This is a genomic window from Actinoplanes awajinensis subsp. mycoplanecinus (genome assembly GCF_001509495.1).
GTDB classification, from domain to species: Bacteria; Actinomycetota; Actinomycetes; order Mycobacteriales; family Micromonosporaceae; genus Actinoplanes; species Actinoplanes palleronii.
Genome location: NZ_LLZH01000324.1, coordinates 1 through 13,745 on the forward strand (window position 1 = coordinate 1; position 13,745 = coordinate 13,745).

Consider the following 13,745-nt stretch of genomic DNA (forward strand, 5'->3'; position numbering starts at 1 on the left):
TTAGAGTGACCACCCTCTATACAGGAGCTCCGCTGTTTCCTGCCTACGACACACCTTGACGACCACCCACACCGCCTAACTGAACGGCGTTGGATCTAGTTCGGCGGGTCGTAGCGCTGGTAGAGCGACTTCTTGGCCCCGTCCGGGTCGAGGCGGTGCAGGATCGCGTCGGTGATCTCGCCGAGCTGGGTGACCTGCTCGGCGGTCAGCGCGTCGATGACCGTGGCGCGCACGGTCGTCACGTGACCCGGTGCGCTTTCGAGGACCTTCTGCCAGCCCGCCTCGGTGAGCCGGGCGTTCGTGGCGCGCCGGTCCTCCGGGCAGGGGAACCGTTCCAGCAGGCCGCGGCCCTCCAGCCGTTGCACGACGTGCGAGAGCCGGGCCAGGGTGGCGGTGACCTGCTCGGCGAGCGCGGTCATCCGCAGGGTGTGCTCGGGCGCCTCGGAGAGCATCGCGAGCACGTAGTAGTCGAAGTGGGTGAGCCCGGCATCCCGGCGCAGCTGGCTGTCCAGCGCGGCCGGCAGCAGCTCCAGAACGGCGGCGAGGCGCACCCACGCCGCCAGTTGCGCCGGGTTGAGCCCTTGGGTGTCCACCCCCGCATTCTAGTTGTTTCTACAATCTTCCGGTCAATGGCGTGTGCGGTGGATCGATGCGCCGGTGTCCCGCGGATCAGGGGTTGCGGACTCTCACCGCCCCGCCCCGCCCCGTCGCCCGCTCCACCGCAGCACCCCTCAGGGCCGGCCGGGGCGTGTCAGCTGCCGTCGGGTGCCGGCCAGATCGGCCCGTCCTCGGTGATCGGGCGGCCGGACAAGCGGCACAGCTCCCGCACCGCGGCCGCGAATCCTTCCGCGTCCTCGTGGACGGTCACATACTCGCCCCACGCCACGTCGATCTCCAGGCTCGTCGATCGCGGGTAGCCCGGCGGGACGTCGAACCTCGTGAGCGTGATGCGAGTGATCTCGGCCCAGGGCAGGTTGACGACGTCGGTGACTCCGGGGCGCATCTCCGTACCGAAAAGGGACATCAGCGGGTCGGAGCGGCTGGTGACCGAGACGCCCTCGTGAGTGATCTCGATCTGTTGCATCAGCGGATGGTAGGGCGCGCCCGCCGGCGGGTGCCGGCGGGCGCGGCGGTCAGTTGATCCGGCGGCGGTCGCCGAGCATGTCGTCGAGCGGCAGGTCCAGCGGTGCGGTGGCGGCGAGGCCGGCCGGCACGTTCGCCCAGCGGCGCAGCGTCGCGGTGGCCGTGGCGGCGTTCGACGGGCTCAGCTTGGCGATGTTCGCGCCGTGGTTGGCGCCCGGGGCTACATACAGGGCGGAGTCACGCTTGCTGGGCGTGAAACGTTCCGCGCCCCACGGGTCGTTCTCGCCGTAGATGAACAGCATCCGCTCCGCGGCGGTGCGCACCCACAGGTCGACGTCGATCATCGGCAGCGGGTTGTGCGCGCGGCGCAGCTCCGGGGGCAGTGACGAGTTCGCGGTGTAGAGCCCCGGATAGTTCCGCAGCCCGCGCAGGTGCTCGAAGCGCAGGCTCGGCCAGCCCAGCTGACTGGCGGCCTGGTAGTAGTACGGCCAGTAGTACTCCAGGGCCTGGTCGGTGTAGAAGCTCCAGCCGGCGACCGTGTCGATCCAGCCGTAGATGTCGTCGTCGGTCGCGGTGGCCGCGGTCGGCACTGTCGCGCAGTCGGCGGCGGAGCTGTACTGCCAGAACGCCCACACCGTGTCCAGCACGGTCATCTCGAACGAGCGGTCGGCGGTGCCGATGGTCCGGCTGAACGTCCAGCCACCCTCGGCGGCGTCCGCCTCCAGCCGGGGCACCAGGCGGTCGCGGCGGCGCAGGGCCTCCGCCTGCACGGCGTCGAGCGCGGCCCGGCAGGCCGGTGTGCCGACCGTGTCGAAGAACTTGTCGTACGCCGTGTCAGCCGGGTTGATCACGTCGTCCGGCGCCACGTAGGCGACCACCCCGTCGACGTCACCGGGGTAGAACCGCCGGTGGTAGACCGAGGTCATCCCGCCCTTGCTGCCGCCGGTCTGGATCCAGCGTCCGGAGTAGACACTCTTGAGCGCGGTGACGATCCGGTGCTCGTCGGACGCCTCCTGCCAGATGTTCAGGTCCGACCAGTCGGCCGCCGCGGGGCGCGACGGGGTGAAGAAGCGGTGCTCGACCGACACCTGGTTCGCGTTCAGCAGCGCGGTCGGCTCGGTCTGGGTGGCGCGCGGGGTGGCGGCCAGGCCGTACCCGTTGGTGTAGAGCACGGTGGGTGACGTGTCCGAGCGGTGCAGCAGGGTCAGGCGCTGCTCGTAGGTGCCCTGCTTGGGGTGACGGTGGTCGGCGGGCTGGCGGTAGGTCAGCACGAAGAACCGGTAACCGGTGCCCGCGGTGTCGGAGACGACCGAGAGCCCGGGAATGGCGGTCAGCTGATCCAGCAGCGGGTCGTCGGCGGCGCGCGCCGGGATGGCCGGCGTCAGAACCACCAGAACGGAGGCGAGGATGGCCACGATGCGATGTCTCACGCCGGTCACCATATCGACAAGCGTCATCAGCCGGTGCCCGTGATCTTAAGATCAAGAACAACGATCAAGAGCCTGATGTCCCCTGTGGGCGTTGCGTACAGATCGCCGCTCCCGCGGGGGCCGGGCGTGGGGATCTGGCCGCTGGCGCGTTCAGGACGATCCCCACGCCCTTCATTGTCCGCCGTTGGTCCCGCTCACCCCGTCAACCCCGAGCCCCGCTGAGCGCGCTTTCCTGCGTACAAAAAATGGGTCTCAGGTTTTTTGTCGGTAGGCCTGGACCAGCGGCAGGAAGATCTCGTCGACGATCTGGTGGATGCTCTGTTCCGGGATCGGCTGGAGGGTGAGCAGGGCCTCGCCGCGGAACAGATCGAAGGGCAGCGAGCAGACCCGCTCCGGCAGGTCGGCGGGTGCCTCGCCGCGTGCCGCTGCCCGGCTGAGGATCTGTGACATCGAGCTCGGGCGGCCGTGGATGAAGTGCTCGCGCAGCTCGGCCGGTGACGTGCCGCTCTCCGAGAAGTAGCTGCCCAGGTGCACGCTGACCAGGGCCATCAGCCCGGCGCGGGTCCGGTTCACCTCGTGCAGCAGGGCGATCACGTCGCCGCGCAGGGTGCCGGTGTCCGGGATGACCGGCAGGGTCCGGTCGCCGATGTGCGCCACCGTGGCCAGCAGCAGCTCGGTGCGGCCGGGCCAGCGCCGATAGAGCACCGGGCGGCTGGTGCCGGCCCGCTCGGCGACCGCCTCGATGGTGAAGCGCGGATAGCCGCCCTCCTCCAGCTGGGCCCAGGCCGCGTCGAGGATCGCGTCCTCCAGCTCGGCGCCGCGACGGCGCGTGCCTCTCGACTCGTTAAGACTCACGTGTGTATCCTACGGGAAAATTAAGAAGCACTCGTGTATCTAAGGAGGGCTGGGATGGCTTCCACCGACGCCGCCGTCTCCCGTACGGCGTGGGCCCTGATCATCGGCGGGCTGGCACCGATCTTCGACAGCACGATCGTCGCGATCGCGCTGCGGGACCTGGCCGCCGATCTGCACGCCACGGTCGGCACCATCCAGTGGGTGAGCACGGCATACCTGCTGGCGCTCGCCGTCGCGGTGCCGGTGGTCGGCTGGGCGCAGCAGCGCTTCGGCGGCAAACGGCTGTGGCTCGTCGCGCTGACCGTCTTCCTGGCCGGGTCGGTGCTGTGCGCGTGCGCGTGGAACGCGTACAGCCTGATCGCCTTCCGGGTGGTGCAGGGCCTCGGCGGCGGGCTGATGATGCCGCTCATGCAGTCCCTGGTCGTGCAGGCGGCCGGCGGCCGGTCGCTGGGCCGGGTGGTCGCCATGATCGGGCTGCCGATCTCGCTCGGCCCGATCCTCGGCCCGGTGCTCGGCGGGGTCATCCTGCACAGCCTGTCCTGGCCGTGGCTGTTCCTGGTCAACGTCCCGCTCTGCCTGGCCGGGCTGATCGCCGCCGCCCTGATGCTGCCCGCCGATCCGATCACCACCACCCGCCCGCGGCTCGACCTGACCGGCCTCGCCCTGCTCGCCCCGGCGCTCGGCGCGACCCTGCTCGGTCTCTCCAACGTGGCACACGGCGGCGGCTTCGCCCGCACCGACGTGCTCGTCCCGCTGCTCGCCGGCGTCGCCCTGCTCGCCACGTTCACCGGTCATGCGCTGCGCCGCCGCGACCGGGCCCTGATCGACCTGCGACTGCTCGCCGAGCGCCCGCTGGCCGCCTCCACCACGGTTCTCGGGTTCGCCGGCGCGGTCCTCTACGGCGCGATGCTGCTGCTCCCGCTCTTCCTGCAGGAGGAACGGGGCCTCAGCGTGCTCGGCGCGGCGCTGTTCCTGATCCCGCAGGGTGCCGGGTCGCTGGTGCTGCGTACCCAGGCGGGCAAGCTCACCGACCGGATCGGCGCCCGCTGGGTGGCCGCCGCCGGCTTCGTGGTGGTCACCCTCGGCACGGTCCCGTTCGCCTTCGCCGGCCCGCACACCAGCACCATCTGGCTCGCCGTCGTGCTGTTCGTTCGCGGTCTCGGCCTCGGCGCGGTGCTGATCCCGGTGATGACCGTCGCCTACCTCGACCTCGACCACGCCCGGATCCCGCAGGCCAGTATGATCACCCGGATCTCGCAGCAGGTCGGCGGCTCGCTCGGCACCGCGGCGATGGCGGTGGTCCTGCAGGCGGGGCACGGGTTCCGGGCCGCTTTCTGGGTGGCGAGCGCGCTCGCGGTGCTGGCCATCGCGCTGTCGTTCCTGCTACCGGCCCCGGTCCGCGAGACCGCGGAACGCCAACGGACCGCTTCGCCGAGATCATTTAAGGTCAACCGATGATTTCGTACGACGGCGACCGGATATCCCGTCGCCGCCGAGTGAGCTCAGCCCTTGACCGACAAGCCGTGACCCGGCGGTCTCAGCGGCGCCCGCGCCGCACCGGCAGGCCGGCCAGCAGGGCGTCGAGGGTTTCGGTGTCGGCCCAGCCGTTGACCGCCACGTCGCCGGAAGGCGAGATGGTGACCTCCAGCCGGTCCGGGGTGGTCTCCACCACGAGCCGGTCGGTGAGGTGGTGGAACTCCTGGTTGGTCGAGCCGACCCACGGCCGGTCGTGATCGAGGAGGTCCTGCCGGAACGGGCCGGCCACCAGCAGATCGGTCTCGGCGAGCAGGGCGGTGACACCCGGATCGGCACGCTGGCGCAGGTCGTCGTATTCATAGCCGGTGAACGTCATCACCGTGCGGCCCGCGGCCCGCACCCCGGCGGCGACCGCGGCCAGACCCGCCGCCTGGTCGAACGGCTCACCGCCGAGCAGGGTCAGGCCCGCGGTGCCGGTGGCGAGCACCCGGGCGACGAGGTCGGCGGCCGGCGTCGGGGTGCCGCCGCGGATGGTGAACAGGTGCGGGTTGAAGCAGCCCGGACACCGGATCGAGCAGCCCTGCACCCAGATCGCGGTGCGTTCCCCCGGCCCCTCGGCGGTGGTGCGGTCGAGGAACCGGGCCAGGCGGACCGGCGGGGGATCGTTCTCAGGCATCGTTCTCAGACATCGACGATGCGGCCGTAGGGGCCGGGCGCCGGGTCGTCCGGTGGCACGGGCGGGCTGCAGACGAGGCGGTCGCGGACGGCGACGAACTCGTGCGGTGCCAGCCCGGCCGCGGCGGCGAAGTCGTTCGGGCTGACGAAACCGCCACGGGAGCGCCGGACCTCGACGATCCGCGCGGCACGGTCCGGGGTGATGCCGGGCAGCGTGGTGAACTGCTGCTCGGTGGCCGTGTTGACGTCGACCGGGGGCTGCGGCGCGGCGTCGGAAGGCGGCGGAGGCGCCTGGTAGGGCTGCGGCGCGGTGTAGGAAGGCTGCGGAGGCGCCTGGTAGGGCTGCGGCGCGGCGTAGAACTGCTGCTGTGGCGGCACCACGTTCTGCAACTGCGGCGGCAGCGGTGGCGGGGTGGCCGTCATCGGCTGGCCGACCCACGCGGTCTGCTGCGGCTGGGCGTACCAGGGCTGATAACCGGCCCGCCACTTGAGCCACGACACGTTGATGATCGCGGCGTGCAGGATGCTGGCCGGCCAGATCAGGAAGACCAGCAGAGCCACGCTGACCGTGTTGGCCGTGCTGCTCGACGTGCCCTCGGTCGTGGTCGCGCTGCTGACCCAGAAACAGGCGTTGCCCAGCACGGTGTAGACCACGCCGGGGATCCACCAGGCCGGGCGCCGGGCCCGCAGGCCGACGTAGAGGAACCCGGCGGCGGACAGACAGCCGAAGCTGAGGATCGGGAACAGCAGCCACATACTGTGCGCTATCCGCCACCCGATCCGGGCCGGCCCTTGAGCCGGCTTCACCGGCGGGTGATACCCGTCAGGCGGGGTCCACGTCACGGTTCACCTGTCGTTCCTGCACATGCTGTGCCTGCCGGGTGAAGTCGGCGGTGTAGGAGCTGTCCCGCACCTGCCCGCCGATCAGATCCTCGAGTACGGCAATGTAGTCCAGGCAGTCCTCACCCAGGATGTCCAGGGTCTCGGCACTGACCTGGCCGTCGCCGTTCACCGTGACGACGATGCGCGGCTTGCTCATGCCTGCTCCACCTCGAACACCAGGCGCACGCTCGCGTCGTCCTGCACCGACTCGGACTCCAGCCGGAGCCCGGCCGCCGGGGCGCGATCCCGGATCCGTTCCAGCACGGCCTGTTGCACCCGCCGCCCGTACGCGGTGTCTACGGCGGTGACCAGCTCGACCGCGCGTTCCGTGGTCGTCCCGGCGGCGTGCGCCGACCACACGCCGTCGGCGTCGCGCCGGAACGCCAGGGTCTGCTCACCCCACGAACCGGTGAGCACGTCCGTCGTGGTGGTGACCACGGCGCCGGTGTCGCGCAGCGCGTCGGCGAGCAGCCCGACGTCACGCATCCGGGTGTTCACCTGCACCACCGTCACGCCGTCGTGGCGCCGGTCCGCTCTCGCCTGCACGGCTGCCGCGCCGGCCAGGGCCAGCGGCACCAGAAGCAGTGAAACGCTCACCTTCGACTCCCCGTCTCGTTGCGGAAATCCCAGTCGTCGGTCGCGGTCGCCGACACCGCGCGGTTGCGGGCCCAGCCGCGCAGCGCGTCGATCCGCTCGGCCTGGGTGACGCTGAGCGGGACGATGCTCATCACCGCCCGCACCAGATCGTCGCGGCGCAGCGGCCGCCGTTCGGAGAACGCGTCGAACAGCCCGGCGGTGACCGCCTGCTCGATCTCCGCCCCGGAATAGCCCTCGGTCAACCCGGCCAGCTCGCCCAGCAGCTCGGACTCGACCGGCAACTCCCCGGCGGCGCGCGGGCGGCGCAGCGCCCGGGTCAGGTGCACCCGCCAGATCGCCACCCGTTCGCCCCGGCTCGGCAGGTCGACGAAGAACGCCTCGTCGAAGCGCCCCTTGCGCAGCAGCTCGGGCGGCAGTCCCTCGAAGTCGTTGGCGGTCGCGATCACGAACACCGGATGCCGTTTCTCCTGCATCCAGGTGAGGAACGTGCCGAAGACCCGGGCCCCGGTCCCGGAGTCGCCGCCGGTCCCACCGGCGAACCCCTTCTCGATCTCGTCGATCCAGAGCACGCACGGCGCGACCGCCTCCGCGACGCGCAGCGCCGAGCGCATGTTGTGCTCACTGGAACCGACAAGCCCGGAGAAGACCCGGCCCACGTCCAGGCGCAGCAGCGGCAGGTCCCAGGCGGTCGCCACCGCTTTGGCGGTCAGCGACTTCCCGCAACCGGGCACGCCGGTGATCAGCACGCCGCGTGGCGCCGGCAGCCCCCACTCGGCGGCGTCGGCCAGCCAGGAACCGTTGCGTTTGACCAGCCAGGACTTCAGGTGGCCGAGCCCGCCGACGTCATCGAGCACGGTGTCCGTCGCGATGAATTCCAGGATCCCGGATTTTCGTACGGTCTGCCGCTTCTCGTCGTGCACGATGTGCAGGTCGTCGAGGGACAGCTCGGCGTCGTTGACCATCGACCGGGCGTACGCGTTCTCGGCCTCCTGCATGGTCAGCCCGGCCGCCGCCGTGACGAAGCGTTCCCGCCCGGCCTCGTCGAGTGTCACCCGCAGACGCCCGCTAGCGGTGTTGCCCCGGATCATCGCGTCCAGCAGCCCGCGCAGCTGCTCCGGGCCGGGCAACGGGTAGTCGACGAGCGTGACGTCCTTGGCGAGCTCGGCCGGGATCTGCAGCACCGGAGAGAGCAGCACCAGGCAGCGTGGGCTGCGCCCGGTCCGGAACGTCTCGGCGACGTCGCGCAGCAGCCGGACGACCTCCATGTTCTGCGGGTACTGCCCGTCGACGTGCTGTGGGTGCAGGTCACGGAAGACGAAGACCGCCGGCTCGTCGATGCGTTGCACCGCCTGCAGCGCGTCGGTGGCCCGCTGTGCGCCGGCGCGGGGCTTGCCGTCGGGCTGGATCAGGCCGCCGGTCGAGGACCAGGTCCAGACCGCCCGGGGCATGCGTACCAGTGCGGCGTCGCCGGCGATGGCGGTGATCTCGTGCAGCGCGCGGCGTTCCTCGAACGTCTCGATGTAGAGCAGTGGGAACCGGGCCTTCAGCAACTGTGCCAAGGTCACCGGAAACGGCTCTGACAAGACGGACTCCCTGCTGGTGCGTGGTTCCGGCCATCCTATGACGGGCGCGGCGCGCAGCGGGATCACCCGGTCAGCCGTCCACCAGGTTGTTCAGGGTGCCGGCCAGCAGGCCGCGGAGTTGCTGGAGCTGGGCGATCGAGCTGTCCACCTCGTGGATCTGGCCGCGGAGGCGCTCGCGGGCCGTCGGGCAGGACGTCAGCTCGCCGTCCGGGGTGAAGCAGGGCAGCACCTGGGCGACCGCCTGCAGGTTCAGGCCGATGTCGAGCAGCAGGCGGATCCGGCGGACCTCCTCGACGGCGCACTCGTCGAAGTCGCGGTAGCCGTTGTCGAGGCGGCGTGACGACAGCAGCGCCAGGCGGTCGTAGTGCCGCAGCGCCCGCGTGCTCACCCCGCTGAGGTGCGCCAACTGATTGATCAGCATGATCCACTCTTGACCTTGACACGGGTGTCAAACCTTAGCGTTCCACCTATGTCGATCGACGCAAAGGTAAATGTCTTCCATGGGCCGCGGGAGCCACGCCAGCGGCTGATGGCGCTGTCCACTCTGATCAACACGGTCGGCATGGGGCTCTTCCTCTCCGCGGGCACCATCTTCCTGATCCGGTCGGCGGGGCTGAGCCCGGCCACCGCGGGGCTCGGTCTCACCGTCGGCTCGCTGATCGGGTTCGGCGCCGGCGTGGTCGCCGGCGACCTGGCCGACCGGCGCGGCGCCCGGAACGTGGTGGTCGCGTCCATGCTCGTCGAAGCGGTGGCCAGCGTCGGGCTGCTGCTGGTGCACGACCTGTGGACGCTGATCGTGGTGGCGGCGGTCGCGGCGGTCGGCCGGGCCGGCTCGGGGAGTGCCCGTGGGGCGATGATCGGGGTGCTGGCCGAGCCGGGCAAGGGTGCGGCGCTGCGGACCTACCTGCGGGCGGTCACCAACGTGGGGCTGGCGGTGGGCATGCTCGGGTCCGCGGTGGTGCTGGCCGTGGACAGCCGCCCGGCCTACGTGCTCCTGGTGCTCACCGACGCGGCGACCTTCCTGCTGGCCGCCGCGGTGCTGGCACGGTTGCCACACCTCGCAGCGACCCGGACCGCCGCGCCCCGGACCGCCGGGGCCGTGAGGGGCGGTCCTGCGGACGGGGCCGCGAGCGGCGGGCCGGCGCCGGATCAGCGGCGCTGGGTGGCGCTCCGCGACCGGCGCTACCTCGCGTTCACCGCGGCGTCGTCGATCGCGAGTCTGCAGGGTTGGGTGCTGGTCCAGGCGCTTCCGGTGTGGATCGTGCTGCGCACGGCGGCGCCGCGCTCGATGGCGGCGGTGGTGCTCTTCGTCGCCGCGGTCACCGTGGCGGTCACCCAGATCCCGGCGACGCGGTCCATCGACGGCCCGCGGTCGGCGGCGCGGCTGCTGGCCCGCTCCGGCCCGCTCTTCCTGGTGGCCTGGGTGCTGATGGCGCTCGCCTCCGGGCCGTCGGTGTGGGTCACCGTCGTGCTGCTGCTGGTCGCGGTGCTGGTGCACTCGCTGGCCGAGGTCTGGCAGGAGGCCGGGACGTTCGAGTTGTCCTTCGCGTTCGCCCGGCCGGAGGCCCAGGGCCAGTACCAGGGGGTGATCGGACTCGGCCACGGGTTCGTCGAGGCGGTGGCTCCGGCCGTCGTCATCACGCTCTGCATCAACACCGGGAAGATCGGCTGGGTCGTCCTGGCGGTGATCGTGATGGTGGCCGGCTTCCTGTGCGCCCTGATCGAGCGGCGCTGGTCCGGCGACCGGCGTGCGATCACTGACCATGAGGTGCCAGCCGGCCGGTGAGTCCTCGACCGCGCAGCGCGCTCGCTGTCGTCACCAGCGCGGCGGTGACCGCGACCGCCGCGCAGGCCGCCAGGGTGAGGCCGAGGGCCGGCCAGGGCAGGCTGATCGCCGCCGGGGCCGACAGGACGGCCAGCGCGGCTCCGATGCCGAGCAGGTTCAGCACCGTCACGCCGAGGCCCAGGACCGCGCCCGTCACCGCGACGGTCAGCGCCTCGGCGAGCACCAGCAGCAGCACCTGCCGCCGGGTGGCACCGGCCAGCCGGAGCACGGCGAAGTCCCGGACCCGGTCCGACGTGGCCATCACCATGGTGTTGGCCACCGCGATCCCGGTGTAGACCAGCGCGATGCCCAGCACCACGAGGAAGCCCAGCCGGGTCTGCCGGCTGCCGGTGGGCAGCTGCTCCGCAAGCCACTGATCACGGGTCTGCACCCGCAGGCCGACCGGCTCCAGCCGGGCGCGGATCGCGGTCTCGCCCGCCTGCCGGTCGGCTCCGGGCTGCCAGGACACGTCGAGCCGGTCCAGGTCGGCGCCGCCGGCGTTGTGCGCGGTCAGGTAGACGCCGTTGCTGCCGGTGCCGGTGGCCAGCACCGCCACGACGCGCAGCGAACGCGGGGCGCCGTCGCCGAGCCACACGTCGACCCGCTCGCCGACGGTGTGCTCGGCCCACTCCTCGTTGACCACGATGCCGTCGTCGTCGAGGTCGCCGAGCCGACCGGCCAGCACCGGCAGGTGACGGGCCGCGGTCAGCGCGCGCGGGTCCACGGCGTGTGCCTCCGAGCGGATCAGGGCGGTGCCCTCCTCCAGCGTGTAGACGGCGGTGGTGGCGCTGGTCAGCACGCGTGCACCCGGGACGGCGCGGACCGCGGCCACGGTCCGGTCGTCGAGCAGCGGACCCAGGTCGTCGTCCTGGACGATCAGGTCGGCGGTGGTCTGCTCACGCGTCTCGGCCGCCTTGGCCCCGCTGATCGTCGCCGTCGCGCCGAGCAGGGAACCGGCCAATGCCACGGTCACCAGGACCGGCGCCGCGACGGCCGCGGTACGCCGGATCGCGCCACTGGCGTTCTCCCGCATCAGCATGCCGGTGGCGCCCGGCAACTGGGCCGGCAGCCAGGCGATCAGCCGGGTCAGCGCACCGATCAGGGCCGGCGCCAGCAGGGCGGCCGCGGCGATCAGCAGCATCGGCTGAGTGGTGTACGTCTTGCGGTGCAACGCGTCACCCGGATCGCTCAGCAGCCGCCAGCACAGCAGACCCAGCCCGGTCGCCAGCAGTCCGAAACCGAACACCCAGCGGGGCACCGTCATGGTCTTCGTGTCGACGGACGCCTCGCGCAGCGCCTCGACCGGGCGGATCCGGCCCACCCGCACCGTCGCCACGGCCACCCCGGTCAGCGCGACCAGCAGCCCGGTCCAGAACGCCACGTGAAAGGGCCACCGGTAGTCGTCGACCGTGAACCACCCGGGCGCCAGCCCGCCGTCGACCAGCACCCGGGCCAGCCACGGCGCGGCCCGGGCCCCGGCGACGCAACCGGCCGCCGACGCCAGCACGCCCACCACCGCGGCCTCGGCGACCATCGCCCGGCGGACCTGCCGGGGTGTGGCGCCCGCGGTGCGCAGCAGGCCGATCTCGCGGCGGCGCTGGGCGACGGCGAACGCGAACGTGGTGGCGACCACGAACACCGACACGAACGTGGTGACCCCGGCCGCCGTGCCGAGCAGCGCGTTCATCGCGACCAGGGCGTCGGCGTCCCGGTCCGGGTCGGTGTCGGCCAGCCGCCGGTCGTCACCGGTGAGCACCCGCAGGCCGGGCGTGGCCGACACGACCTGTCGCACGGTGTCGGGCGCGGCCAGCACGACCAGGTTGTCGATCCGCGGGGCGATCCGCGCGGCGGTGGCGTCGGAGAAGAACACCGCCTGCTCGTAGGGGACCGGGGCCAGCACGCCGGACACCGTCCAGGTGCCGGGGCCGGCCGGGGTGCGTGCCTCGATCGACCGGCCGACCGCGGACGGGTCCGCGACCAGGGCGATCTCGGCGGCCGAGCGTGGCTCCCGCCCCGCGACGAGCCGATGCCCGCCATAACCGGCGACGGACCAGGGATGCCCGATCAAACCGGCGCCCGCCACCACCCTTGTGCCTGGGCTCGCTCCCGCGCTCGGGCTCGCTCCCGCGCTCGGACTCGCTCCCGCGCTCGGGCGTGCGCCTGCGTTCGCGCCGGGACTCGGGCTCTCCATGCGTACCGAAAAGGATCTGTCGGCGACGGTGCGGCCGACCACCGTGAGTCGCTCGGCGATCGCAACCGGCACGGCCTGCGATCTGGCCAGCGGCTTGACCCGCTCGCCGGTGGGGGAGGGAACCCGCAGCTCGTCGGCGCCGCGGACCACGACCGGGGCGCCGGCCAGCCGCTCGGGACGCTGCCGCGGAGCGTCCAGGGTGGAGGCGAGGCACAGGCCCATCGTGGTCATCAGGGTGACGCCGAGGCCGAGCGCGACGAACGTGCCGACCAGGGTCACCCACCGGGCCCGCAGGCTGCTCAGCGTCATGATCAGCACGGCGTGGCCGCCATCCGGGTCATCCGGGCCGCGACGGTCTCGGCCGACGGCGCGTCCAGGACGCCGTGGAACCGGCCGTCGGCCAGGAAGACCACCCGGTCGGCGTGGGCCGCGGCGACCGGGTCGTGGGTGACCATCACGATGGTCTGGCCCTGGTCGTCGACCAGGTCGCGCAGCATCCGCAGCACCTCGCGGCCGGTTGTCGAGTCGAGCGCGCCGGTCGGCTCGTCGGCGAAGAGCACGTCGGGCCGGGTGATCAGCGCGCGGGCGATCGCGACCCGCTGCTGCTGGCCACCGGACAACTCGCCGGGCCGGTGGCGCGCGCGGTCGGCCAGCCCGACCCGGGCCAGCGCGTCGCGGACCTCGCCGCGGGCCGGACGGTGCCCGGCCAGCCGCAGCGGGAGTGCCACATTCTGCTCGGCGGTCAGGGTGGGCAGCAGGTTGAACGCCTGGAAGACGAAGCCGATCCGATGCCGGCGCAGCAGGGTCAGCCGGTTCTCGCTGAGCGTGGTCAGGTCGGTGTCGCCCAGCAGGACCGCGCCGGAGGTCGGCCGGTCGAGGCCGGCGGCGCACTGCAACAGCGTCGACTTGCCGGACCCGGACGGCCCCATGACCGCGGTGAACGTGCCCTCGGCGAAGGACAGGGTGAGGTCGTGCAGTGCGGTCACCGTCGCGTCGCCCGACCCGAAGGTCCGGACGACCCGGTGCAGCCGAATCGCGTCACGGGTCATGGGTCAACCCTGCCGGGCCGGCGAGCGCCGCACATCATCGCCAGATGGAGTCTTCGAGGTAGTGCCAGGTATACCGTCGCCCGGGTCGCCTACGGTAGG

The 13,745-nt window shown here is 72.1% G+C and carries 14 protein-coding genes; 2 read left to right on the plus strand and 12 right to left on the minus strand.

Annotated features, from left to right (window positions below; genetic code table 11):
* Positions 1-95 precede the first annotated feature (95 nt).
* The 4 genes from ADL15_RS44210 to ADL15_RS44225 all read right to left on the minus strand — a co-directional run bounded on the left by ADL15_RS44210 (position 96) and on the right by ADL15_RS44225 (position 3,368).
* Entirely contained in the window at positions 96-593 is a 498-nt protein-coding gene (locus ADL15_RS44210) for a MarR family winged helix-turn-helix transcriptional regulator (protein ID WP_067705473.1), read from the minus strand.
* A 158-nt stretch (positions 594-751) separates the two neighbouring features.
* Entirely contained in the window at positions 752-1,084 is a 333-nt protein-coding gene (locus ADL15_RS44215) for a hypothetical protein (protein WP_067705474.1), read from the minus strand.
* Between the two features lie 49 nt (positions 1,085-1,133).
* On the minus strand, positions 1,134-2,513 hold the full coding sequence (locus ADL15_RS44220; RefSeq protein ID WP_067705566.1) for a S28 family serine protease: 1,380 nt from the start codon (positions 2,511-2,513) through the stop codon (positions 1,134-1,136).
* A 252-nt stretch (positions 2,514-2,765) separates the two neighbouring features.
* Complete coding sequence (locus ADL15_RS44225; RefSeq protein WP_067705476.1) at positions 2,766-3,368, minus strand: TetR/AcrR family transcriptional regulator; 603 nt, start codon at positions 3,366-3,368, stop codon at positions 2,766-2,768.
* A 54-nt stretch (positions 3,369-3,422) separates the two neighbouring features.
* On the opposite strand from ADL15_RS44225, the gene ADL15_RS44230 reads away from it, so the two are divergent.
* A complete protein-coding gene (locus ADL15_RS44230) occupies positions 3,423-4,826 on the plus strand; it encodes an MDR family MFS transporter (RefSeq protein WP_067705478.1) in 1,404 nt (467 codons plus the stop codon).
* A 79-nt stretch (positions 4,827-4,905) separates the two neighbouring features.
* On the opposite strand, the gene ADL15_RS44235 is transcribed toward ADL15_RS44230, so the two are convergent.
* From ADL15_RS44235 to ADL15_RS44260, 6 genes are all read right to left on the minus strand, one after another.
* Complete coding sequence (locus ADL15_RS44235; protein WP_067705480.1) at positions 4,906-5,520, minus strand: 4Fe-4S single cluster domain-containing protein; 615 nt, start codon at positions 5,518-5,520, stop codon at positions 4,906-4,908.
* 5 nt (positions 5,521-5,525) lie between these two features.
* Positions 5,526-6,275, minus strand: coding sequence for a ComEA family DNA-binding protein (locus tag ADL15_RS44240; protein ID WP_067705481.1), 750 nt, complete (start codon positions 6,273-6,275; stop codon positions 5,526-5,528).
* Positions 6,276-6,342: 67 nt separating this feature from the next.
* Positions 6,343-6,558, minus strand: a complete 216-nt coding sequence (locus tag ADL15_RS44245; protein WP_067705483.1) for a DUF2997 domain-containing protein — start codon at positions 6,556-6,558, stop codon at positions 6,343-6,345.
* On the minus strand, positions 6,555-6,998 hold the full coding sequence (locus ADL15_RS44250; RefSeq protein WP_067705485.1) for a hypothetical protein: 444 nt from the start codon (positions 6,996-6,998) through the stop codon (positions 6,555-6,557). The genes ADL15_RS44245 and ADL15_RS44250 overlap by 4 nt, the downstream gene beginning before the upstream one ends.
* Complete coding sequence (locus tag ADL15_RS44255) at positions 6,995-8,581, minus strand: AAA family ATPase (protein ID WP_083972499.1); 1,587 nt, start codon at positions 8,579-8,581, stop codon at positions 6,995-6,997. Before ADL15_RS44255 ends, ADL15_RS44250 begins: the two co-directional genes overlap by 4 nt.
* Before the next feature lie 70 nt (positions 8,582-8,651).
* Positions 8,652-9,002 (minus strand): MerR family transcriptional regulator, encoded by a 351-nt coding sequence (locus tag ADL15_RS44260; RefSeq protein WP_067705489.1) that lies wholly within the window; start codon positions 9,000-9,002, stop codon positions 8,652-8,654.
* Between the two features lie 48 nt (positions 9,003-9,050).
* Here ADL15_RS44260 and ADL15_RS44265 point away from each other — a divergent pair, with 48 nt between their 5' ends.
* Positions 9,051-10,367 carry an MFS transporter gene (locus ADL15_RS44265; protein WP_083972500.1) on the plus strand — a complete coding sequence of 439 codons (1,317 nt, stop codon included), beginning with the start codon at positions 9,051-9,053 and terminating at the stop codon, positions 10,365-10,367.
* Here ADL15_RS44265 and ADL15_RS44270 read toward each other — a convergent pair.
* Together ADL15_RS44270 and ADL15_RS44275 are read right to left on the minus strand one after the other, a co-directional pair.
* Positions 10,336-12,906 (minus strand): ABC transporter permease, encoded by a 2,571-nt coding sequence (locus ADL15_RS44270; RefSeq protein ID WP_232344933.1) that lies wholly within the window; start codon positions 12,904-12,906, stop codon positions 10,336-10,338. The two genes, ADL15_RS44265 and ADL15_RS44270, sit on opposite strands and share 32 nt — an antisense overlap.
* A gap of 2 nt (positions 12,907-12,908) precedes the next feature.
* Positions 12,909-13,646: an ABC transporter ATP-binding protein gene (locus ADL15_RS44275; protein WP_067705495.1), complete on the minus strand. Its 738-nt coding sequence runs from the start codon at positions 13,644-13,646 to the stop codon at positions 12,909-12,911.
* Positions 13,647-13,745: the final 99 nt, after the last annotated feature.